Genomic DNA, 23,176 nt, shown 5'->3' with positions numbered 1-23,176 from the left:
GGGACGGGGACCGGGGACGGAACGGGCGGGGGAGCGGCGCCCCGCATGGCAGGCGCGTCACCGCGGGAGAGGCGCGTCACTTCATGAGGGGCGCGTCACTTCATGAGGGGCACGTCACCTCGTCGCCCCGGACCGCTCCGTACTTGTTCTCCTTCGGGGCCTGCGCCGGGTCCTCCGCGCGGACCTTCGCGACCGCCGGGGTGTCCTTGCCGACCGTGACCTCCAGGGTGGCGCCGAGGCCCTTTCGGGGGAGGAGGTTCGCGTGGGGGACGGCGGTGGCGAGGCTCTTCGCCGAGCGGTCCCAGCCGGGGTCGTAGGCGATCGTCGTCCGCGCGGCCGGGTCCGTCGTCCCTGTGCCCGCCGTCGCCGTGAAGCCCGTCGCCCGCAGGGCCTTCGCCACGCGCTCCGCCTCGCCCGAGGTCCCCGTGCCGTTCAGGACCCGTACCGAGATCTGCTGCGGCGGCACGTCGACCGGGAGCGGGGCCGGGCCCGCGGCCGGCTTGTGGGCGGCCAGCGGGTGGTCCTCGCGCAGGGCCGTGAAGAGGGCCTTCGCACGGTCCGCGTCCCACACGAGCGTGTCACCGATGCCCGGCACGTGGCGGCCCTTGGGCGCGAGCGGCATCGAGACGAACTCCGAGGAGGAGGGGCTGAAGCCGCGCATCGCGCGGGCCAGGTCCAGGATCTCGTCCGTGCCGAAGCCCTTGTCGGCCCGTACGGAGGACAGCAGCGCGTCGGCGACCTCGTTCAGCCGGACCGGGTTGAACAGCGTCCCGCCGCTCGTCGCGCGCTCCACGACCGCCGCGAGGAACCGCTGCTGCCGCTGCATCCGGCCGAGGTCGCTCGCCGCGTCGATGTGCCGCGCCCGTACGTACTGGAGCGCCTGCCCGCCGTCGAGCTCGTGCGAGCCCGCCGGGAGGTCCAGGCCCGTGTACGAGTCCTTGAGCGGCTTCGCCGTGCAGATCTCGACGCCGCCGAGCGCGTCCACGGTCCGCATGAAGCTCGTGAAGTCGACCTCCACGTAGTGGTCGATCTTCACCTTCGTGAGCTTCTCGACGGTCCGTACTGTGAGCTGCGGGCCGCCCTCCGCGTACGCCGCGTTGAGCTTCACCGGGTGCTCGTGGTGGTGCTCGCCCGAGGTGCGGTCGACGTGCGGCGGCAGCATCGCGTACGAGTCGCGGGGCAGGCTCACGACGCTCGCGCGGGAGTGGTCGGCCGACAGGTGCACGATCATCAGCGTGTCCGTGCAGTGGCAGGGCGCGCCCCCGAGCCGGTACCGCTGCCGGGTCCCCTTGTCGAGCCCCTCGCGCTCGTCGGTCCCCGCGAGCAGCAGGTTCATGCCGTGCCCGGCGGAGGGGCGCCCCGCGAGGCCCTTGAACGCGTCGACGCGGCCGATCTTGTGGTCGACGCCGCTGAGCAGGGTGTGCCCGGCCCCGGCGGCGAGCAGCACCGCGACGGAGCAGCCGGTCAGCCCCCGGACCGCCCAGCGCAGCGCCCGGCGGCGTCGGCTCGGGGGGCGGCGCGGGAGCGGGCGGGCGCGGGGGGACCGGCGGGGACGGGGGGAGTGGGGGCTGGGGGCGGGCACGGCACCTCCGCACGGGTGACACTGCCGCGCGGGCGGCACGGCGGGACGGGATGAGCCAGACCGTAAGCCGGTATGACTGTCGTACCGTTGTACTGGCCGATGCGCCGCGCCTCAGATCCCCCCATTGGCGGCAGGGCGCCACCGGAGGCGCCTCACCACGAGTAGGCCGGGTCCACCTTCATGCACGCCGTGTCGTCCGCGCCGTTGAGCGCCTGCGCCGACTTCGGCAGCGCGTCGTCATCGTCGTCGTCCTTCTTCGGGAAGCGCGTGCCCTCGCGCCAGTCGGAGCCGATCACGACGGTCACGCCCGTGACGTCCGCGCTCTCCTTGACGCGCCGCAGCGGGATCTTCAGCGCCTTCGCGACCGACTGCGCGTCGGCCTCGGCGTCCCCGCCCGGGTAGCGGACCTCCGTCTTGTCCTCGCTGCCCGTGTGCGACTGGTCGGCGGTCGTGCGCGCGAAGTCCTTGCCCACGAGCTGCTGCGCGATCGTGCCCGCCCGCTCGGGTACGAGGGCGAGCTGACCGGTCGCCGTGGCGTTGCGCACGGACACCTTCACCTCGCCGGGCGCGGCGGCCTGGTCGCTGATGTCCTTGACCTTCGGCTTCTTCTTGTCCTTGCCGTCGAGCGCGATGTCCTCGCGCACGAGCCGCCACAACTGCTCCGCGTCCCCGGCCTTCGGCGCCACGCGGGGCCCCTCGTAGACGAAGGGCATCGTGGTCAGGGTGATGCGCTCCGGGGGCACGGCGCGCAGGTCGTTGCTCAGGTCGTAGATCTTCTTGACGCTGCCGAGGCCCTCGTCGACCGTGAGCGCCTTCGTCGCCGCCTCGGCGAGCGCGCGCAGCTTGCCGGGGTTGGTGAGCGTCGCGTTCTCGCGGAGCTGCCGCACCATGGCGCTCATGTACATGTGCTGGGCCTGGGCGCGCCCGATGTCGGTGCCGTCGCCGAAGCCGTAGCGGGTGCGCAGCCACTGGAGCGCCTGCTTGCCCTTGACCGGGTGCGTGCCCTTCTCCAGCTTGAGGCCGGAGCCCTTGCCCGTGGAGGTGTGCGAGTAGATGTTGCGGTCCACGCAGACGGGGACACCGCCGACCGCGTCGGCCATCGAGACGACGCCGGAGAAGTCGACCATCATGAAGTGGTCGATGTGGATGCCGGTCGTTTCCTCCCACGTGGCGACCGTGCATCCGGGGCCGCCGCGCCCGAGCGTCTCGTTCGTCATGCGACGGGTGGTCGTGGCCGGGTAGACCTCACCCGTGTCGGGGTCCTTGCACTCGGGGAGCTTGAGGAGCGTGTCGCGCGGCATGCTCACGACCGACATGTTGCTGCGGTCCGCCGAGACGTGCACGAGCATCTGCACGTCGGCGAGCGGCTTGCCGCCCACCGTGTCCCTGGCGCCGCCGAGCTTGAGGTTCTCCTTCGTGTTCCGGCTGTCGGAGCCGATCACGAGGATGTTCATCGGCGTCTGCCCCGCCGTGTTCGGCGTCGGCGCCGGGGGGCGCTTCTCCGGTGCCACGGGGGTCAGTTCGGCCTTGACGATGTTGCCGTTGAGGTGCCGGTAGTAGAGGTAGCCCGCCGTCGCCGTGCCGGTGATCAGCACCGCGAGCGACAGCGCCGACCAGGCCAGGACGCGCCGCGTCCGGCGCCGCTTGCGGGGCCGGGCGAGGACGGTCGCGGAATCCGGCGCGGGGGCGGACTCGGCAGCCGGTGCGTGCTGGTTCACGGCACCCGGTGCGGGGTCGTTCGCGGCAGCCGGTGCGGGCTGATTCGCGGGGCCGTTCGCGGCAGCCGGTATGACGGAGCCGTCCTCCGCGTCCGCCGCGGGTCCCGGTATGCCGTCCGGGCCCGCCTCGGGTATTCCCCCGTCCGGGCCGTCGGACGCGTCGCCCGGCGCGGGCCCGGGTGCCGGTTCCCCCGCCCGTACGGACTCCCCCCGACCGAGCCCCGGGAGCTTCCCGCTCGCCGTGTCACCCGTCATCTCGTCCCGCCTTCCCGCCCCATGCCTGTCCGGCACCCCTCGGTGCCGGGCCGTGGCCCCCACCCTCAGACCTGCGAACACGCCGAAACGTTGTGCGGCTGGTCATGGTTGAGCCAACATGCCGGGCGGGAGGCTCCCTTGCCTCCCGCCTGCCCCCTTTTTCCCGTCCGACCGGGCCCGTTCAGGACGCGCAGACCTTCTTGTCCGCCTCCTGGCGCGCGACGTTCTTCGGTGCCTCCTTGGGCGCAGTGATCGAGATGCCGGGGCCCTTGAAGTCGGGGCCCAGCACCAGCTTCATCGCGGGCAGCCCCTGATCGTTCTCGATGCTCTCGCCGGGCTTGAGCGCGGACCCCGGCAGTCCCATGATCTCGGCGAGCTTGCGCGCCTGCGGGGCCTGGTCCGCCGCGTACTCCAGCGTCGTGCCCTTCTGCTTCGGCGCGTCGCCCTGCTGACTCGACTTGTTGACACCCTGGTTGGTCTGGAGCCACGTCAGCTCGCCCTGCGCCGAACCGGTGGGCGCGCCGCCGTTGAAGACCTCCACGCGGATGTCGGCCGCCTCGGACTTGCTGCCCTTGAGCCGCGCCTCCTCGGCCGCCTTCTGCTTGTTCGCCTCGGCCTTCTTCTTGCTGTTGACCTCGGTGAGCGAGACGTCGTCCTTCATCATCGCGAAGAGCGGATCAGCGTCCGTCTCGTTGAGGACGACCGTCGCCTTGACCTTCTCTGCCGGGTTGTCGACCACGGGGAGCGTCACGAAGGTGATGTTCTTCGGGTTGATGTGCTGCAACTCCTTGGCCAGCGACATCAGTTTCGTGATGCTGCCGATCCCCGAGTCCACCGTCAGCGCGTCGGTCGCCGCCTCGGCGACCTTGTAGAGCTTCTTCGGACTCGTCAGCGTGTCCTCGGACTTGAGCTGCCGCGCGAGCGAACCGAGGAACTGCTGCTGGACCTTGATGCGGTCGAGGTCGCCCTGGTTGCCGAAGCTGTGCCGGGTGCGGACGAAGGCGAGCGCCTGCTCGCCCTGCACCTTGTGCGTCCCCGCCGAGAGCTTGAGGTGCGAGTCGGGGTCGTCGACGTCCTTCGCCACGCACACCTCGACGCCGTTCACGGCCGTCGTCAGGTTCTTGACCGCGTTGAAGTCGGCCATCATGAAGTGGTCGACCTTGAGCCCGGTCAGCTCGGTGACCGTGCGCATCGTGCAGCCCGGGTCACGGCCCTCCTGTCCGAGGCTCGTGTTGAAGCGGACGTTCTGCGTGCCGGGGATCGTCTCCGTGGAGCCGTCGTCCTGCTTGGTGGGGCAGTCGGGGATGTTCGTGATGAGGTCGCGCGGGATGCTCAGGCCGGTCGCGTTGGTGCGGTCGGCGGAGACGTGCAGCAGGATGTTGGTGTCCGCGTGGCCCGGACTGTCCTTGTCCCCGTACCCCTCGTTGCCCTTGCCGGTGCGCTTGTCGGTGCCGATGATCAGGATGTTGATCGGCCCGTCGGGGGCGGCGTCCTTGTTGCCCGCGTCGCCGATGTCGACCTTGTCGATGTTGCCGTTGAGGTGCTGGTAGTACGCGTAGCCGCTCCCGGCCACCGCGACGAGCAGGAAACCGAGCCCCCCGGCCGTCCACAGCAGCGCCTTCTTCTTGCCGCCGCCCTTGCGCGCCTTGCGCGAGGCGGCCCGCCCGGAAGCCTGTTTGCGGGCCGAGGCGCGCCCGCCGCCCGCCGCCTCCTGCCGCGCCGCCGCACGGCCGCCCTCGCGCGGGGCGTTCTCCGCGCGCGGGGACCCGCCCTGCTCGGGCACCCGGGGCTCGGAGCGGTACGGGTCGGTTCTGCGGGGACGCGCGGACCCGTCGACGTGGTCCCAGGCCCCGCCGCCGGACCCCGGCGGCTCCTGCGACTGCTCAGCGGAGCCGCCGAGTCGCAGTTCGTATTCGCCGGTCTGCGGATTGAGTACCCATTGGTCTGCGGGGTCGAATTCTTCCCCCCGCCCACGGCCTTGCGCGTCCACGGTTGTCCAAATCCTCCGTCACGGGGCACGCGGCGCCGACCCGCCCTCCAGGTGGGGTGGAGACGCGGCGGGAGGCACTCGGGTCAATCGGTGACGCGCCGCGATGAGTACGGTCGCGGCCACCGGGATCGCTCACATTAGCCGCCCACCGCCCCACGCGACGACGGCGGTGACACATTCCACTTCCCTTATAACCGGGCATTCCATGGCAATTGTGGAAGTGATTGAACTCCGGACGGTCATTCCTTTACTTGGCGGGGCCATGTGGCGCACAGTCCGCCGACAGCACGCTCACCTAAGCCCCCGAGCAACCCGCGTCGGCCGCGCTCGTCCCCCGGTAGTGGCCCCCGTTCCCGGCGCCCGCCGCGTCACGGCCCGTACCCGCACCGTCACGGCCCGTACCCGCCGCGTCGCCGCCCGTGCCCGCCGGATCGCGTCCCGGCGCCGCCTCGGCGCCCTCGCCGCCCGCCTCCGTGCGGTCCGGCTTCCCGCTCACGCGCGCGCTCGCGCTCGGCGCGGGCGAGGCGGAGGCGCTCGGGTCGGGGTCCACTCTGACCGGTGAATCGTTGCGCAACTGCGCGAAGAGGCGTTCCGCGGCGGGCTGCACCAGTTGGTCCCGGTTCGGGTCGGCCGCGTACGCCTCCCGCGGGACCGTCAGGAAACGCACGTCCTTGGTCGGCACCGAGCGGACGTCGCGGACCATGCCGTAGAGATCCCGCAGGCTCGCGAGGCCCGGGTCGGTCGTGAGCGCCGAGGTCGCCGCGTCGAGCACCGGGTAGAGCTTCCCCGGGTTGTAGAGGACGTCGCCGCCGCTCATCTTCGACACGAGCGCCGCGAGGAACTTCTGCTGGCGGTCGATCCGGTCGGTGTCCGAGCCGTCCCCGAGCGTCTTGCGCACCCGTACGTACCCGAGCGCCTCCTCGCCGTCGAGCTTCTGGTCCCCGGCCGCCAGCTTGAGGTGCGCGTCCTTGTCGTCGATGGGCCGCTCGACGCACACCTTGACCCCGCCGACCGCGTCGACCATCTTCTTGAAGCCCTCGAAATCGACCACGACGTAGTGGTCGATCCGCACGTTCGTCATCTTCTCGACCGTCCGCACCGTGCACGCGGTGCCGCCGCTCTCGAAGGCCCAGTTGAACTGCGCGAGACGCTCGTTGCCGCGCTTGCCGTCCGCGCCCCGGCAGGAGGGGATCGTGACCATCAGGTCGCGCGGCACCGAGACCGCCGTCGCCCGCTTCCTGTCCCGCGAGACGTGCAGCAGGATCGTGGTGTCCGAGCGCTGGGTGCCGCCGTCGCGCCCGTACTCCTTGTTCTTGCCCGCGCGCGAGTCCGAACCGATGAGGAGGATGTTCTGCGCGCCCTTCGCGACCGACGACGGCCGCTCGCGGTCGTACTTGCGCAGCTCGGCCGCCGCCGAGGTGTCCTCCGTGATGTTCCGGTCGAGCTTCCGGTAGAAGCCCCAGACGACGGCGGTCAGGGCGAGCAGCACCACGGCGAGCCCGAAGGCCGCCCAGCGGACCCAGTGCCGACGGAGGACGTGCGCGATGTTCACTGGACCTCCGCCGCTGGCCGTCAGGATCTCCCGTTCCGACGATGCGGCCTGCGGGGCCCGAGCGCGCGCGGCGGGGGGCCGAACGAATGGCGGGGGCCCGGGACGCCGGAGCCGCTACACCGCGGAGACGGTCACCCGCTCGTCCGCCACGCGTCGCTCCAGCGCCCCCCGGTCCAGGTTCCGGCACAGCACGACGGACGCGCCGACCGCCAGCGGCGCGTAGAGCCCGGCCGCCAGCCCCGCCCAGCCGGCGAAGCCGAGACCGCTCAGAATCCGCTCGCCCGGACCGACGCCCAGCCGCTCCGCGTCACCCTGTGCCCGCTCCACGAGCTGCGTGCTCGTCAGCTCCTCGCCCGCCACCACGAGCGCCGGTTCCTCCGGGTCGACGGGGACGAAGGGCGCGAAGCGGTCGCCCTGGGACGGGACCTCGACCGCGTAGTCGAGGAAGCCCTCCGGCGTCACCGGGAACCGCACACCGAGCGGGCGCAGGCTCAGCGCGACACGTTCGCCCGTGCAGGCGCGGGCCGCCTCCAGGGCGTCCGGGCCCGTCACCACGAGGTCCGCGCCCGCCGGGTCGCCCGCGACGTCCACGAGGAGCCCCGTGGAGGAAGCGGCGACGAGCCAGACGGCCGACTGCCAGTGCGCGGGCAGGTGCAGCGCGAGCCGGTCGCCCGCGCTCAGGGACAGCTCGCCCTGGATCAGGTTCGCGGTCTTCGCCACCCAATTGGCGAAGGTGGCGACCGAGAGTTCCACGCGCTCGCCGGTCGCGTCGTCGTAGTACGTGACGAAGGGGCGGGCCGGGTCCGAGGCGAGCGCGGAACGCAGCAGGTCGGCGGGGGTGCGGTCGAGAGCGGTCACGTGCCCCAGGCTACGCGGGGCCCTCGGCCCCTCCCGCCCGCCGGGTCCGCGCGCGCCCTCCGCGGCGTCACCGAGGTGGCCGACACACCCTCAACTCCCGTGGACAGCGCCCGAAGGTGTGCCCAATATCGTAAATATGCGTACATTTCTCGCCACCTCGATAGGTGTCACCTGCGCGGCCGTCCTCACGCTGCCGCTCGCCCCGGCCGCCGCCGCGCACCCCGACCCGCGCCCGCACCCCCGCACCGCGGCGCCCGCGCGGACCGCGTCCGCCTCCGCCCCGGTCCCCGGCTCCACGGCCTCGCTCCCGCTCACCCGTCTGCCCGCCACCCGCGCGGACGGCCACGACCGCTACGGCGCGAGCCTGTCCCGCCGCACCACCAAGCCCTTCTCGCTCGTCGGCATCGTCTGGGACGACCCCGCCCGCACGCTCACGGGCACGGCGGAGGTGCGCGTACGGGACGCCCGTACCGGCGCGTGGGGCGCCTGGCAGGCCCTGGAGACCCACAACGCCGAGCACGCGGCCGACCCGGAGAGCCGCGAGGCCCGCGCCCCCGGCCGCCACGGCGGCACCGCGCCGCTGTGGACCGGGGCCGCCGACGCGGTCGAGGCGCGCGTCAGCGGCCCCGCGCCGCTGCCCGCCGGGCTCCGCATCGACCTCGTCGACCCGGGCACCGACCGCCGCGGGACGACGCGGCCCGCGCCCGGACCCGTGAGACCCCCCGCCGGGCACGGCGCGCTGCCCCGGGGGCAGGCGCCGGAGCCCGCCATCGTCGACCGGGCGGGCTGGGGCGCCGACGAGAATCTGCGCGAACCCCAATTCGGCTACACAGGCCCGGTGCGCGCCGCATTCGTCCACCACAGCGCGAGCGGCAACAACTACACGTGCGCGGAGGCGCCCTCCGTCATTCGCGGTATTTACCGCTATCACGTCGAGAGCAATGGGTGGCGCGACATCGGCTACAACTTCCTCGTCGACAAATGCGGCACGGTCTACGAAGGCCGTGCCGGAGGCGTCGCCAAACCCGTCATGGGGGCGCACACCCTCGGTTTCAACACCGACAGCACGGGGGTCGCACTGCTCGGCACGTACACCGACACCGAGCCCTCCGCCGCCGCGCTCGACGGCCTCGCCAAGCTCACGGCCTGGAAACTCGGCCTGAACAACATGGACCCGGAAGGGAAGGTCACGCTCGTCTCGGACGGCGGCAACCTGTACGAGAAGGGGGCGAAGGTCAGCCTCGACGTCATTTCCGGGCACCGCGACGGATTTGCCACGGAATGCCCGGGGAAGCTGCTCTACGAGAAACTCGGCACCCTTCGCAGCAAAGCGGCGGCACTCCAGGGCAGGTAACCCCACCCTCCGCCACCGGAACCCTCCCGCCCAGGGAGGGTTCCGGCTTCCCCGCAAAGATCCTCATCTGCATAAACTGTCCGGCCGAAAGACATTCGGCGGGCCCATCAGGAAGAGCGGTCGGTCAGGAAGCAGAGAAGCCAGCTTGACGTCCTCCCTCTCCCGCGGGAGAGGTATTTCTGGCTCAGGCAGCCTCGGGGAGCGGCGCTCCCCGAGGTCTTGCGCCGTCGGCACCAGCCGGGACGAGACCGGCCCGGACCAGCATCACGCGCGCGGAGTTCTTGTCCCTGGGCGAGACCGTTCCGCATGCGGTGCAGGTGTAGATACGTTCCGAAAGAGGAAGTGCGTGCTTGGTTCTCGCTCCGCACGACGCGCAGTCCGTGGTGGTGTGCGCGGGATGCACCAGGCGCACGTCGCGCCCGTGCTTGTGGCCCATCTCGATCAGGGCCGCCTTGGTGGCGCCGATGGCGGCGTCGGCGGCCTTGCGCGTCATGGTGGTCCCGGCGAGGAACCCCGGCCGGAAGTTCTCGACGGCGATCGCGTCGTGGTCGCGCACGACGCGCTTGGCCCACTTGCGGGCGGTGTCCTGGCGCCGCCGCGCGATCCTCTTGTGTGCCTTCGCCGCCTGCGTCCGGGCGCACCGGTAGCCCTGGGACGCGGCCTGTCCCTTGGCCGGGCGGCGGCGGGCCATCATCCGCTGGTAGCGGGCGAGGCCTCGAGCGGCGCTGTCCCCGTGCCGCGGGTGGGGCAGGTCGTGCGTGTCGCTCGTGGTCGTGGCGATCTCTCTGACGCCCCAGTCCACACCGAGCACCGCGCCCGTTCCGGGCAGCGGTCGCCGCTCGGCTGCGACGACGAACGACGCGTACCAGTGACCGATGCTGTCGCGGTACACCCGCACGGAGGACGGCGCGGACGGCAGCTCCCGCGACCAGACCACCGCCAGGACGATCCCGCCCGCCAGATGCAGGCGCCCCTCCCTCAGCCGGAAGCCGCGGACGGTGTAGTTCAGCGTGGGCGCGGACTCGCGCTTCCTCTTCGCCCTCGGCATCCCCGCGCGGCGGCGGACCGGCAGACATCTCTCGATGTCCTTCAGCGCCTTGGAGCGGGCCTTCGCGAAGTCCCGGATCGTCTGCTGCTGCGGCACCGACGCGCCCTCGCGCAGCCACGCCATCGCGGCGCGGGCCTCGGTCAGCATCTTGTCGAGCCCCGCCGGGCCACAGGTCAGCCCGGCGCCGGGGTGCTGCCGGTTGTGGGCGTGCACCTGCCGGGACTTGGCGACGCACTCGTTCCACACCCAGCGGCACCGGTCCCACTCGGCCAGCAGTGCGCCGCGAGCGGCCGACGAGACGCGCAGCCGGTAGGTGTACCGGACGCGCACCGGGCCCTCCCGCCGCTCCGTTGGCATCGTCATGGCATCATTTTGGCATGGATGATGACGAGAAGCGGCTCTCTCTCCGCCTGCCGGCCGTGCTGCACGCCCGCCTCGTCGAAGCGGCCCATGCCGACCGGCGGTCCGTCAACTCCGAGATCATCCACCTCCTCGAGGTCGCCCTCGGAGCGGTGGGTGGAGATGACTCCTCGCTCTGAGGGCAGCGATCCCGCCCCATGCCCCGCTCGGCGGGAGCGTCGATCCTCCCCCGTCAGCGGGAGGTACCCCCACTCCGGCCTGAAGGCCGGGGCATCCTCGAAGGAGACACGGTGACCAAGGCCCCGGAAGCGATCCTCCTGGTGGGCGGCAAGGGCACGAGGTTGCGCCCCCTCACGGTGAACACCCCCAAGCCGATGGTTCCGGCGGCGGGGGTGCCGTTTCTCGCGCATCAGCTGGCGCGGGCGCGGGCGGCCGGTGTGGAGCACATCGTGCTCGCGACCTCGTACCTCGCCGAGGTCTTCGAGCCGTACTTCGGGGACGGCTCCGCGCTCGGGCTGCGCATCGACTACGTCACCGAACGCGAGCCGCTCGGCACCGGCGGCGCGATCCGCAACGTCGCCTCCCACCTGGAGTCGGGCCCCGACGACCCCGTCCTCATCTTCAACGGCGACATCCTCACGGGGCTCGACATCGGCGCCCTCGTCGGCACCCACGTCACCACCGGCGCCGATGTCTCGCTCCACCTCAGCCGCGTCGAGGACCCCCGCGCCTTCGGTCTCGTGCCCACCGACGCCTCGGGCCGCGTCCTCGCCTTCCTGGAGAAGCCGCAGACGCCCGAGGAGATCGTCACCGACCAGATCAACGCGGGCGCCTACGTCTTCCGCCGCCGGATCATCGACTCCATCCCCACCGGCCGTCCCGTCTCCGTCGAGCGCGAGACCTTCCCCGGGCTCCTCGAATCCGGCGCCCACCTCCAGGGCATGGTCGACTCCACGTACTGGCTCGACCTCGGCACCCCGCAGGCGTTCGTCCGCGGCTCCGCCGACCTCGTCCTCGGCCACGCCCCCTCCCCGGCCGTCCCGGGCCGCTGCGGCGAACACCTCGTCCTGCCCGGCGCCGAGGTCGCCGAGGACGCCAAGCTCACGGGCGGCACGGTGGTCGGCGAGGGCGCGGTGATCGGCGAGGGCGCGCGGGTCGGCGGCTCGACGGTCCTCGCCGGGGCGGTGATCGCGCCCGGCGCGATCGTGATGGACTCGCTCGTGGGGGTCTCGGCCAGGGTCGGCGCACGGACCGTGCTCGACGGGGCGGTCATCGGGGACGGGGCGGTCGTCGGGGCCGACAACGAACTGCGGGACGGCGTGCGGGTGTGGTGCGGGGCCGTCCTGCCGGACGGGGCGGTGCGGTTCTCCTCGGACCAGTAGCGCGGAGTCCGCCTTTTCGCGGCGCGGCGTGTGGGGGCGCTGCCCCCAGGCCCCCGCTCCTCCATCGCCGGAGGGGCTGGATTCTGCTCGCCGGAGGGGCTTGGTTGTGGGGTGCCGTAGCCTCGACGCGTGGCCGGCCGTTTTCCCCTCCGTATCCCCGCACCCTCCCGTGCGCCCCTGTCACAGGCTGCCCATCACCGCGAGTGGGCCCCCGACGGGCCCCTGCACCTCGGTCAGGTCCTCGGCTGTCTGCGGCGCGGGCCCGGCGATCCCGCCTTCCGCGTGGACGCGAGCGGCGCCTTCTGGCGGGTCAGCCGGACGCCCGAGGGCCCCGCGACGCTCCGGGTGACCGCCCTCGGGGGGACCGTGCGGGGGGATGCCTGGGGCCCCGGCGCCACGTGGTTCCTCGACCGGCTGCCCGCCCTGCTCGGCGGCGAGGACAGCCCCGGGGGGTTCGCGCCCCGCCACCGGCTCGTGGCCGAGGGGCAGCGCCGCGCGCCGGGGCTGCGGCTCGCGCGGACCGGCCTCGTCCTCGAATCGCTCGTCCCCTCCGTCCTGGAGCAGAAGGTCACGGCGGACGAGGCGTACCGGGCCTGGCGCCGCCTCCTCACCCGGTTCGGCGAGCCCGCGCCGGGGCCCGCGCCCGAGGGGATGGCGGTGCCGCTCGCCGCGCGCGACTGGGCGCTCGTCCCCTCCTGGGAGTGGCACCGCGCGGGCGTCGACAACAAGCGGGCCTCGACGATCCTGCGGGCGGTGCGGGTCGCCGCGCGCATGGAGGAGGCCGCCGGGATGACGCCCGCCGAGGCCCGTGCCCGTCTGGAGAAGATCCCCGGGATCGGCCCCTGGACCTCCGCCGAGGTCGTCCAGCGCACGCACGGCGCGCCCGACGAGGTCACGACCGGGGACCTGCACCTGCCGCGCATCGTCGGCTGGTCCCTCGTGGGCGAGCGGGACGCCGACGACGCCCGCATGCTCGAACTGCTCGCCCCGTACGAGGGCCACCGCCACCGCGCCGTCCGTTACCTCCTGACGGTCGGCTCGATCCCGCCGCGCCGCGCCCCGAAGATGCGGAAGACCGACATCGCGCGCTGGTAGCGCCGCCCCGTCTCAGCGGACGGTCAGGAAGTCCTCCGGGTCCCGCCCCGCCCTCGGGGGCGGCACCTCCCGCGGGTGCCCGATCGCCACCGCGCCCATCGGGTCCCACTCCTCGGGCAGCTTCAGCACCTCGCGCACCACGTCCCGGCAGAACATCGTGGACGACACCCATGCCGAGCCGAGCCGTTCCCCGGCGAGCGCGACGAGGAAGTTCTGTACCCCCGCGCCCGTCGCCACGACGAACATCTCCCGCTCCGCCGCGTCGCGCCGCGCGTCGCCGTAGTGGTGCGCGCCCTCCGTGACGAGGCACGGGACCGCGAGGTAGGGGGCCTTGCGCAGGACGTCGCCGCGCCGGACCCGCTTCGCGATCGATTCCTCGCTCTTGCCGTCGCGCCGCAGGTCCGCGATCCACGCGTCGCGCATCGCGTCGAGCAGCGCGGTGCGCGCGGACTCCGATTCCAGGAGGACGAAGCGCCACGGCGTCGTGTGGTGCGGCGCGGGCGCGGTGACGGCGGCGGCGACGGCGCGGCGTACGGCGCCGGGGTCGACGGGCTCGTCGGTGAAGGCGCGGACGGTGCGGCGCTGGGCGACCGCTTCCCGTACCGCCTCCGAGGTCCCGAGCCGGAACATGTCGTCGCGCGCGGCGCGCACGAGCGCCCGCGCGCCCCGCGCTCCGTCGGCTCCGTCCGTTCCGTCGGCTTCCTCCGTTCCGTCCGTGACGAGGTGCGCGAGGCCGCTCACGACGGCGACCGGGTAGCCGGCCGCCTTGCCCTTCACGAGGTCGGCCGCCGCCGCGATCTCGTCGGCGAGGGCGACGACGGTGGCGCTGAGCGGGTTGCCGTGCGCGTCCGTGCCGCCGCGCAGGTCGTCGAGGACCCGTACGCCCGAGGCGCCGATCGCGACGTCGGTGAGCCCCGCGCGCCAGGGCCGCCCGAAGGTGTCCGTGACGAGGACGCCGACCCGGACGCCGAGGGCCGCGCGCAGCCCTTCGCGGATGCGCGCGGCGGAGGCGTCGGGGTCCTCCGGGAGGAGGAGCACGGTCCCCGCGGCGGTGTTCGAGGCGTCGACCCCGGCGGCGGCCATGACGAGGCCCTGCCGGTTCTCGACGATGCGCAGCGGGCCGCGCCTGGCGACGACGCGGACGGTCTCGGCGTCGATCGCCTCCTCGCGCGAGTCGGCGGCCATGATTCGCCCCTCGGCCTTGGAGACGATCTTCGAGGTGACGACGACGAGGTCCCCGTCGGCGAGGCCGGGGTGGGCGGCGGCGACGAGCGCGGCGAGGTCGTCGCCCGGGGCGACCTCGGGGATGCCGGGGAGGGCCCGTACGGAGAGGGCGGGGGCCGGGGTGCTCACGCTCGTACCTCCTCGGCGAGTTCGAGTGCCGCGCGGGCCATGCGCGCGCTCGCGTCGAGGTCCGTCATGAGGAGCGGTACGGCGCGGCAGCGGATGCCTTCCGCCTCGACGCGCGCGACCGCTGCCTCGTCCACGGTGTCCACGAGCCAGCCGTCGAGCAGCCCCGCGCCGTAGTGCTCGGCGACGGCGGCGGCGTTCGACTCGACGCCGACGGCGGCGAGGACCTTGTCGGCCATGCCGCGCACGGGGGCGTCGCCGATGATCGGCGAGAGGCCGACGACGGGTACGCCCGCGTCGGCGATCGCCTCCCTGATGCCGGGCACGGCGAGGATGGTGCCGATCGAGACGACGGGGTTGGACGGCGGGAAGAGGATGACGTCGGCCCGCGCGATCGCCTCCAGGACGCCCGGCGCGGGCTTCGCCTGCTCGGCGCCCACGGGGACGACGGCGAGTGCGGGCACGGAGGCGCGCAGGCGGACCCAGTACTCCTGGAAGTGGACGGCCTTGCGCTCCCCGTCCGTGTCGACGGCGACGTGCGTCTCGACGCGGTCGTCCGACATGGGCAGGAGGCGTACGCCGGGCTGCCAGCGTTCGCACAGCGCTTCGGTGACGGCGCTGAGCGGGTAACCGGCCGCGAGCATCTGCGTCCGCACGATGTGCGTCGCGAAGTCCCGGTCGCCGAGCCCGAACCACTCGGGCCCGACGCCGTAGGCGGCGAGTTCCTCCTTCACCCGGAAGGATTCCTCGCTGCGCCCCCAGCCCTGTTCCTCGTTGATGCCGCCGCCGAGCGTGTACATCACGGTGTCGAGGTCCGGGCACACCTTCAGCCCGAACAAGTGGATGTCGTCCCCGGTGTTGCCGATGACGGTGATGTCCGTGCCCTCGGGTACGGCCTGCTGAAGGCCCCGCAGGAATCGGGCGCCGCCGATGCCGCCGGCCAGAACCACAATGCGCATGGGGACAGTCTCTCGCAGGCGGTGCGCGGGGGGATTCAGGGGGCGGTGCGGGGCGGGCACGGGAGGGAGCGGGGGTACGGGTCGGTGCGGGCGTGGGGGCTGTCGCGGAGTGCTCGGGGGGCGGGTCCGGCCTCAGGCGTGGGCGGCGGCGCAGTGGGCCGCGTGGGCGCTCTCGTCCTTGGCGTGCATCGGCATCTCGGTCAGGCCCGGGTAGTAGATGTGCAGGCTCACGGCGGGTTCGAGCGCGTCGTTGACGACCTCGTGCACGTACCCGGGTGCGAAGACGCGCTGGGCGCCGGGGGCGAGGTGGCGTTCGGCGCGCGGTGTGCGTTCGGTCAACTCCCCGTCGAGGACGGTCAGTACGCCGCTGGAGGGGCCGTGGTCGTGGAGCCCGCTGCCCTGCCCGGGAAGCCAGGACAGGAGCCACACCTCGTAGCCGGGCCCGGTGCGCAGGCGGTGGTACCAGCGGGCGGTGGCGTCGAAGCGGACGAGGGGGCGCCACGCGGCGTGCGCGGCGGCGAGGGTGCGGGCGAGCCCCGCGAACTCGGCGACGGTCGCCGGGTGGGGGCGCGGGGGCTGGAGCAGGTGCGGGACCTCCAGGAGGTCGCCGGCGATCTGGAGGTCGCTGTGGTCGTTCATGGGGAGGTGCGTTCCTCGGGGTACGGGCCGGTGGGGCTCGAACGGGGCGTGCCGCGCAAAACCCGGGTCCGGGGGCGGGGTGGGCCCGGAGGAGGGGCGGCGCGGGGCACGGCGGAGGCGGTGGAGGAGGGGAGCCCGACTGCTTGTGGCGGGGCTCAGGCGTCGGACGCGGGCCCGGGGAGCGGCACGGCTCGGGGGAGCGGGACGACTCGGGGTGCGGGACGCGGAGGGCGCGGTACGGGGAGGGGGCTCAGGCCGTACAGCCGGCGGTACACAGCACGCCGGGCGCCGTACGCGGACACGCGCACGCGGATGCGCTGCGGGAGCGGATCATCCGGGCGGAGGCGTAAGGCGCGAGCATGCCCACAAGGCAAGCGGCTCACACCTGAGATGTCAACCGGGCCCGGGGGTCCGCCAAGGGATTCACCTCATCGGGTTGACCAGAGTGCTGAAAGGTTTGTGCACCTCGTTCACGGGACACATGGGGCAGCAGTCCCTCCGCGAGGTGCCGTTGCCTGCTCGTGACCTCTCTGTGATCAGGCTCGCAGTACGGGCCCTCCGCGGAACGGGCGCGGATGCGGTGACGTCTTCTCAGGTGTCGGCGGCCGTCGCGGTGTCCGTGCGGAAGGGGTGCAGGGAGTGTGGCGGGGTTTAGGCCGATTTGAACACTTTCCGCACCCCCTTGGTTCCGCAGAGTGAATAAGGGGCCCAATAGCAGATCCCGGCTTGACTGCCTCGGATCAGCACACTTGTAATTTCACTCGTGTCGTTTGGTCGCCATCAGTAACGGCGGCATCACGGGGATGTAAAGACAGACGAGGGGCGCAGATGACCGAGCTGTTTCAGGAACTGCTGGTCGGCGACGCGTTGGACGCCGAGGAGGAACTGGGCTGGCAGGAGCGCGCCCTGTGCGCCCAGACCGATCCCGAATCCTTCTTCCCCGAGAAGGGCGGCTCGACGAGAGAGGCGAAGAAGGTCTGCCTCGCCTGCGAGGTCCGCTCCGAGTGCCTGGAGTACGCCCTCGCCAACGACGAGCGCTTCGGGATCTGGGGCGGGCTGTCGGAGCGGGAGCGGCGCCGGCTGAAGAAGGCCGCGGTCTGAACGGACCGCGATTGCGAACGCACGGGCTCGCGCAAGCGGGCCCGTTCCGCGTTTCCGGGAGCGGGAGGTGGCGGGCGTCCCGCCTCGGGTGCGCGGTGCGGCGGATGTGTGTGCGCGGGGCTCCGCCCCCGGACTCCGCTCCCCGAACGCCGGAGGGGCCGGGACACGCCCCTGCCCGGGAACCCCTCTCCCCTCCCGCGCGTTGGGCTCGTCGGGGGCCCATTCGACCCTTACGGGTTCCGTTCGACCGCCCCCTAAGGGTTCGCCCCGACACACCCCCACTTGGGCCGATATGACGATCGGTTCGTCGCCCCCCGCCTGTGGACAGGCGGCCGAGGCGCCACCCCCGTAACGGCTAGTGTGGGGCCCCGTCCGAGACACCCCCACTTCCCCACGAAGTGGCGAGGGGTCCACCGCAGTCCACCGAACCGGGGCCCGTACCTCGATGTCCGTGCACAATCACCCGGCAGACTTCGCCGCCCACCCCGGCTACGGGGACAGCACCGCAGCGCCCGCGCGCTGGGCGGCGGTCGACCCGAGCCGTCCACCCGAGTTCCCGCGCCACGTCGTCACCGCCGTGCTCGTCGCCCACGACGGCGCCCGCTGGCTGCCCGAGGCCCTCGCCGGGCTCGCGGCCCAGGAGCGCCCCGTGCAGAACGCGGTCGCCGCCGACACCGGCAGCGCCGACGACTCCGCGCGCCTGCTCGGCGAGACGCTCGGCGACCCCTGCGTGCTCCACCTCGCCCGCCGCTCCGGCTTCGGCGCGGCCGTCGACGAGGCGAGCCGCATCGCGGCCCCGCTCGGCCCCGAGGAACTTCCGTACCTCAAGCGCCCCAGCGGCTGGGACCCCGTCAGCCGTACGTGGCGCGACGAGACCTACGACCTGCCCGAGCTGCCCCACGGCGAGCCCGTGCAGTGGCTGTGGCTCCTGCACGACGACTGCGCCCCGACGCCCACCGCGCTCGCCGAACTCCTGCGCGCCGTCGAGAACGAGGCGGAGCTGGGCAACGACGTCGCGATCGTCGGCCCCAAGCTGCGCGGCTGGTACGACCGCCGCCAGCTCCTGGAGGTCGGCGTCTCGATCGCGCCCAGCGGTCGCCGCTGGACCGGCATCGACCGCCGCGAGCAGGACCAGGGCCAGCACGACTCGGTCCGCCCGGTCCTCTCCGTGTCCACCGCCGGGATGCTCATCCGCCGCGACGTGTACGAGGAGCTGGGCGGCCTCGACCGCGGACTGCCCCTCATGCGCGACGACGTCGACCTGTGCTGGCGCGCCAACGCCGCCGGGCACCGCGTCCTCGTCGCGCCCGGCGCCGTCGTCCGGCACGCCGAGGCCGCCTCGCGCGAGCGCCGTACCGTCGACTGCGTCGGCCGCACCGCGAGCAGCCCGCACCGCGTCGACAAGGCGGGCGCGGTCCGTACCCTCCTCGTCAACACGCGCACCGCCGCGCTGCCCTGGACCGCCTTCCGCATCCTCCTCGGCACCGTCCTGCGCACCCTCGCCTACCTCGTCGGCAAGACCCCGGGGCAGGCCGTCGACGAGATCACCGGGCTCCTCTCCGTCCTGCTGCGCCCCGGACGGCTCCTCAAGGCCCGCCGCGCGCGCGGCCAGTCCGCCGTCGAGCCCGCCGAACTGCGCCCGCTCTTCCCGCCGCCCGGCGCGACCCTGCGCCTCACCGTCGAGCAGATCGCGGGCTCCCTCGCCGGGCGCACCGCGCAGGAGGAGAGCAGCGGCGGCCGGCACGGCGTCGTCGAGTCCGGCCCCGGCGGGGACGACGCGGACTACATGGAGGTCGAGCAGTTCGCCCGGATCAAGCGGCTCAGCCGCAAGCCGGGCCCCGTGCTCTTCGCCGTCCTGCTCCTCTTCTCGCTCATCGCCTGCCGCAACCTGCTCGGCACGGGCTCGCTCATGGGCGGCGCGCTGCTGCCCGCGCCCGACCGGGCGGGCGAGCTGTGGTCCTCGTACACCGACGCCTGGCACGCGCTCGGTACGGGCTCGACCGAGGCCGCGCCGCCCTACCTCGCGCTCGTCGCGAGCCTCGCGACGCTCTTCCTCGGCTCCACGTCGGCCGCGATGACCGTGCTCCTCGTGTGCTCCGTGCCGCTCGCGGGCGTCACCGCGTACTTCGCGACCCGGCCGCTCGTCGAGTCGCGCCTGCTGCGCGCGTGGGCCGCGATCGCGTACGCGTTCCTGCCCGCGGCGACCGGGGCGCTCGCCGACGGCCGCATCGGCACCGCGCTCCTCGCCGTGCTCCTGCCGCTCATGGCCCGCGCCGCGCTCTCCGCGGCCGGCTTCCTCGGCAGGCGCGGGACGTGGCGCGCCGCCTGGGCGCTCGCGCTGCTCCTCACGCTCACGACGGCCTTCACGCCCGTCGTGTGGCTCTTCGCGCTCGTCCTCGGCGCCCTCGTGCTCGCCGTGCGCCGCACCGAACTGCCCGCCTACGGGCCCCGGCTCCTCGCCGTGCTCCTCACGCCGCTGCTGCTCCTCGCGCCCTGGTCGTTCACGCTCTTCTCGCACGGCCTGCTCGGCGAGGCCGGGCTCGACGACCGCGCCGGCAGCGCGAGCGCCACGGACCTGCTCGGCATGAACCCCGGCGGCCCCGGCACGATGACCGGGCTGCTGCTCATCGGCATCGTCCTCGCCGCCCTCGGCGCCCTCCTGCGCGGTGAGCGCCGCACCGCCGTGCTCACCGCCTGGAGCGTCGCCCTCGTCGGCTTCGCCCTCGCCGTGCTCACCAACCGTGACGGCTGGGCGGGCCCGGCGACCCTCGTGCAGGGCGCGGCGCTCCTCGGCGCCGCCCTCATCGGCGCGCAGGGCGCCCGCTTCCGCGTCGCCGAGCAGAGCTTCGGCTGGCGCCAGCCGCTCGCGGCGCTCGTCGGCATCGCCGCCGCGCTCGGCCCGCTTGTCGCCGCCCTCGGCTGGATGGCCGCGGGCGCCGACGGCCCCCTGGAGCGCCGCTCGCCCACCCAGGTGCCCGCCTTCGTCGCCGCCGACAGCGGCACCCAGGACCGGGCCCGCACCCTCGTCCTCGACGGCGACAACGCCTCCGAGGTCCGCTACTTCCTCATCCGCGGCGCGGGCAACCACCTCGGCGACGCCGAGCAGTTCACCGCCGCGGGCCCCAACGCCCGGCTCGGCGAGACGGTGGGCCGCCTCGTCGCGGGCTCGGGCGCCGACCAGGCGGGGCAACTCGGCTCGTACGCGATCCGCTACATCCTGCTCCGCGAGGGCCGCTCGTCGAGCGCGATGGGCCGCGTGCTCGACGCGACACCGGGGCTCATGCGCGTCAGCAGGCAGGACGGGCTCGCGCTGTGGCGCGTCGACCGCGAGGTCGCCCGCGTCACGCTCACCGACAAGCAGCACCCGCCGAAGCCCGTCGCCGCCGGGCCCGTCGACGTCCACACCCGCGTCCCGGCCGGGGCCGAGGGCCGCGTCCTGCGCCTCGCCGACAGCGCCGATCCGGGCTGGACCGCGAGCCTGGACGGCAAGCCGCTCAGCCGCACGACGGTGGACGGCTGGGCGCAGGGCTTCACGCTCCCCGCGAGCGGAGGCCACCTCGACGTCACGTACGACCAGCCCTTCACGCGCACCCTGTGGGTCGGCGCGCAGGGCCTGCTCGGCCTCGTCCTGATCGTCCTCGCCCTCCCGGGCCGCCGCCGCGACATCGACGACGACCTGCCGGAGGAGGAGATCGCGGTCCCCGCGCAGGCCGTCGACGGCGAGGGCCGCCGCGCCCGCCGCCTGCGCGCGGCGGCGGAGGCCGAGGGCCAGGAGGAGCGGGGCGCCGCCCCCGACCCGGCCGCCGTCCCCGCTTACGCGAGCACGGCCGAGTACGACCCGTACGGGTACGGCTCGGGCGGCGGCTACGACACCTACGCGAACGGGACCGGGTACGACGGCGGCGGCTACGGGACCGAGGGCGCGGCCCCGTACGACCCCGACACGGGGCAGATCCCGCCGTACGACCCGAACGGCCCGGACACGGGGCAGGTTCCGCCCTATGACGCGAACGGTCCGGACACCGGCCAGGTCCCGCCGTACGACCCGAACGGTTCGGACACGGGGCAGATCCCGCCGTACGACCCGAACGGTCCGGACACGGGGCAGGTCCCGCCGTACGACCCGAACGGTCCCGCCACCGGGCAGCTCCCGCCCTATCAGGACCAGGGCTACGGGTACCCGCCCGCGCGGGACGGCGAGGGCTACGGGCAGGACGGCGACGGCTACAGGCGGGACGGCGACGGCTACGGGCAGGACGGCGGCTACGACACCCCGTACCCGCCGCGGTCCCCGTACCAGCAACAGCCTTACGAGGACGAGAACGGTCCCTACGGTCAGCAGCGGGGCCGTGACGGGCGCGAGCACGGGAGCGACCAGTGAACCGCAGCACGATGTCCCTGCTCGGCGCCGTCGCCGCGCTCGCCGTCCTCACCGGGGTCGCCGCCGCGACGGCCCCCGACCCCGGTGCGGGGGAGCGGCCCGCGCGGGCCGCCGCGCAGCCCGTCCAGCGCTCCAGCCTGCTGTGCCCCGCGCCGGGGGACTCCGCGCTCGCCGAGACGACGTACACCTCCTTCTCGCCGACGACGAGCGGCACGAACGGCAGCGGCGAGGCCGTGCTGCGGCCCTCGCCCACCGAGGTGCGCGACGGCAAGAACGCGGAGCAGGCCCCGAAGGCGGGCAAGCCGCTGCTCACGGCGCGCAAGCAGGGCACCCCGGTGAGCGAGGAGCCCGACTCCTCGAAGACGCCCTCGCTCGTCGGCGAGGCGAGCGGGCCGCTCGCGCCGGGGTGGACCGTGCAGCAGACGACCCTGGTCGACGCGGGCGCCGACCGCGCCCTGCGCGGGATCTCCTGCGGCGCGCCCGACACGGACTTCTGGCTGCCGGGCGTGAGCACGGCGAAGGACCGCTCCGACTACGTGCACCTGACCAACCCCGACGACACCGCCGCAGTCGTGGACATCGCGCTGTACGGGCCGAAGGGCGAGCTGAAGTCGGAGGTCGGCGAGGGCATCCAGATCCCGCCGCTCTCCACCGTGCCCGTCCTGCTCTCGACGCTCAGCGGCTCGCCCGAGAGGGACCTCACCGCGCACGTCACCGCGACGACGGGGCGGATCTTCGCCGCCACGGACGCGAGCACGCAGGGCGCGGGCGGCGACTGGCTCGTCCCCGCGACCGACCCGGCCGCGCGGCTCGTGCTCCCCGGCATCCCGGGCGACGCCACGAAGATCCGCCTCGTCGCCTTCGCCCCGGGGGCCGACGACGCGGACCTGAAGGTGCAGTTCGCGCAGAAGGGCAGCATGATCGTCCCGGCCGGTCACGAGAGCCTTCTCGTCAAGTCCGGGATGACCGGGTCGCTCGACCTCGACGACATCACGCACGGCGAACCGGGCAGCCTCGTGCTGAGCCCCGAGGACCCCAAGTCGGCGACCCCGGTCGTCGCCGCGCTCGAAGTCACGCGCGGCAAGGGCGCGGACCAGGAGACGGCGTTCATCCCCGCGACGTCCCCGGTCGGCGAACGCGCCTCGGTCACGGGCAACACGGGCAAGAGCGTGCGCCTGACCCTGGCGGCGCCCGAAGCGGCGGCGAAGGTCGGGGTCACGATCTCGGCGGGCACGAAGGGCGGCGCCCCGGTCACGAAGACGTACAGCGTCCCGAAGGGCACCTCGCAGGCGTTCGACGTCGAGCCGGGCAAGGGCACGAAGGGCGAGTGGTCCCTGACGCTCGCCCCCGAGAAGGGCGGCGGCCCCGTGTACGCGAGCCGTCAGCTCACCGCGAAGTCCGACTCGGGCGCGTCCCTCTTCACCATCCAGCCCCTGGAGGACGACAAGGGCACGGTGCGCGTCCCGCGCACCGTGGAGGACCTGCGGGTGACGGAGGACTGAGGCGACCGGGGAGTGCCGGGCCCGGGGGAGCGGGGGTGCCGGGGGAGCGG

16 protein-coding genes are annotated in these 23,176 nt (G+C 73.6%); 7 read left to right on the top strand and 9 right to left on the bottom strand.

Annotated features, from left to right (window positions below; translation table 11 throughout):
- Positions 1 to 100: 100 nt before the first annotated feature.
- The 5 genes from STTU_RS11935 to STTU_RS11915 form a co-directional block, all read right to left on the bottom strand.
- On the bottom strand, positions 101 to 1,621 hold the full coding sequence (locus tag STTU_RS11935) for an LCP family protein (protein WP_007823027.1): 1,521 nt from the start codon (positions 1,619 to 1,621) through the stop codon (positions 101 to 103).
- Positions 1,622 to 1,734: 113 nt separating this feature from the next.
- Positions 1,735 to 3,555: an LCP family protein gene (locus STTU_RS11930; protein WP_234019220.1), complete on the bottom strand. Its 1,821-nt coding sequence runs from the start codon at positions 3,553 to 3,555 to the stop codon at positions 1,735 to 1,737.
- A gap of 181 nt (positions 3,556 to 3,736) precedes the next feature.
- A complete protein-coding gene (locus STTU_RS11925) occupies positions 3,737 to 5,545 on the bottom strand; it encodes an LCP family protein (RefSeq protein WP_007823024.1) in 1,809 nt (602 codons plus the stop codon).
- A 295-nt stretch (positions 5,546 to 5,840) separates the two neighbouring features.
- Complete coding sequence (locus tag STTU_RS11920; RefSeq protein WP_007823022.1) at positions 5,841 to 7,097, bottom strand: LCP family protein; 1,257 nt, start codon at positions 7,095 to 7,097, stop codon at positions 5,841 to 5,843.
- A gap of 114 nt (positions 7,098 to 7,211) precedes the next feature.
- Complete coding sequence (locus tag STTU_RS11915) at positions 7,212 to 7,955, bottom strand: TIGR03089 family protein (protein ID WP_007823020.1); 744 nt, start codon at positions 7,953 to 7,955, stop codon at positions 7,212 to 7,214.
- Positions 7,956 to 8,091: 136 nt separating this feature from the next.
- On the opposite strand from STTU_RS11915, the gene STTU_RS11910 reads away from it, so the two are divergent.
- Positions 8,092 to 9,309 (top strand): N-acetylmuramoyl-L-alanine amidase, encoded by a 1,218-nt coding sequence (locus STTU_RS11910; protein ID WP_007823018.1) that lies wholly within the window; start codon positions 8,092 to 8,094, stop codon positions 9,307 to 9,309.
- A 184-nt stretch (positions 9,310 to 9,493) separates the two neighbouring features.
- On the opposite strand, the gene STTU_RS11905 is transcribed toward STTU_RS11910, so the two are convergent.
- On the bottom strand, positions 9,494 to 10,720 hold the full coding sequence (locus tag STTU_RS11905; RefSeq protein WP_199785015.1) for an RNA-guided endonuclease InsQ/TnpB family protein: 1,227 nt from the start codon (positions 10,718 to 10,720) through the stop codon (positions 9,494 to 9,496).
- A gap of 14 nt (positions 10,721 to 10,734) precedes the next feature.
- Between STTU_RS11905 and STTU_RS11900 the strand changes: the two genes are divergently transcribed.
- From STTU_RS11900 to STTU_RS11890, 3 genes are all read left to right on the top strand, one after another.
- Complete coding sequence (locus STTU_RS11900; RefSeq protein ID WP_037933123.1) at positions 10,735 to 10,896, top strand: Arc family DNA-binding protein; 162 nt, start codon at positions 10,735 to 10,737, stop codon at positions 10,894 to 10,896.
- 111 nt (positions 10,897 to 11,007) lie between these two features.
- Positions 11,008 to 12,099 (top strand): nucleotidyltransferase family protein, encoded by a 1,092-nt coding sequence (locus tag STTU_RS11895; RefSeq protein ID WP_043254938.1) that lies wholly within the window; start codon positions 11,008 to 11,010, stop codon positions 12,097 to 12,099.
- Between the two features lie 129 nt (positions 12,100 to 12,228).
- Positions 12,229 to 13,194 (top strand): DNA-3-methyladenine glycosylase, encoded by a 966-nt coding sequence (locus STTU_RS11890; protein WP_043254937.1) that lies wholly within the window; start codon positions 12,229 to 12,231, stop codon positions 13,192 to 13,194.
- A gap of 12 nt (positions 13,195 to 13,206) precedes the next feature.
- Here STTU_RS11890 and STTU_RS11885 read toward each other — a convergent pair whose 3' ends face one another.
- The 3 genes from STTU_RS11885 to STTU_RS11875 form a co-directional block, all read right to left on the bottom strand.
- Positions 13,207 to 14,547, bottom strand: coding sequence for a coenzyme F420-0:L-glutamate ligase (locus STTU_RS11885; protein WP_043254935.1), 1,341 nt, complete (start codon positions 14,545 to 14,547; stop codon positions 13,207 to 13,209).
- On the bottom strand, positions 14,544 to 15,503 hold the full coding sequence (gene cofD, locus STTU_RS11880) for a 2-phospho-L-lactate transferase (RefSeq protein ID WP_043254934.1): 960 nt from the start codon (positions 15,501 to 15,503) through the stop codon (positions 14,544 to 14,546). The genes STTU_RS11885 and cofD overlap by 4 nt, the downstream gene beginning before the upstream one ends.
- A gap of 132 nt (positions 15,504 to 15,635) precedes the next feature.
- A complete protein-coding gene (locus STTU_RS11875) occupies positions 15,636 to 16,142 on the bottom strand; it encodes a cysteine dioxygenase (protein WP_007822990.1) in 507 nt (168 codons plus the stop codon).
- An 828-nt stretch (positions 16,143 to 16,970) separates the two neighbouring features.
- Here STTU_RS11875 and STTU_RS11870 point away from each other — a divergent pair.
- The 3 genes from STTU_RS11870 (at position 16,971) to STTU_RS11860 (ending at position 23,126) form a co-directional block, all read left to right on the top strand.
- Positions 16,971 to 17,243, top strand: coding sequence for a WhiB family transcriptional regulator (locus STTU_RS11870; protein WP_007822987.1), 273 nt, complete (start codon positions 16,971 to 16,973; stop codon positions 17,241 to 17,243).
- Positions 17,244 to 17,688: 445 nt separating this feature from the next.
- The gene (locus STTU_RS11865; protein WP_007822985.1) at positions 17,689 to 21,624 is read left to right on the top strand and encodes a glycosyltransferase; all 3,936 of its coding nucleotides are present in this window, start codon (positions 17,689 to 17,691) and stop codon (positions 21,622 to 21,624) included.
- Positions 21,621 to 23,126, top strand: a complete 1,506-nt coding sequence (locus tag STTU_RS11860; RefSeq protein WP_043254931.1) for a DUF5719 family protein — start codon at positions 21,621 to 21,623, stop codon at positions 23,124 to 23,126. Before STTU_RS11865 ends, STTU_RS11860 begins: the two co-directional genes overlap by 4 nt.
- Positions 23,127 to 23,176: the final 50 nt, after the last annotated feature.

It is taken from the genome of Streptomyces sp. Tu6071, assembly GCF_000213055.1.
Taxonomy (GTDB): Bacteria; Actinomycetota; Actinomycetes; order Streptomycetales; family Streptomycetaceae; genus Streptomyces; species Streptomyces evansiae.
The sequence above is the reverse complement of the archived record's forward strand: the minus strand, read 5'-3'. Positions and strand labels throughout refer to the sequence as shown.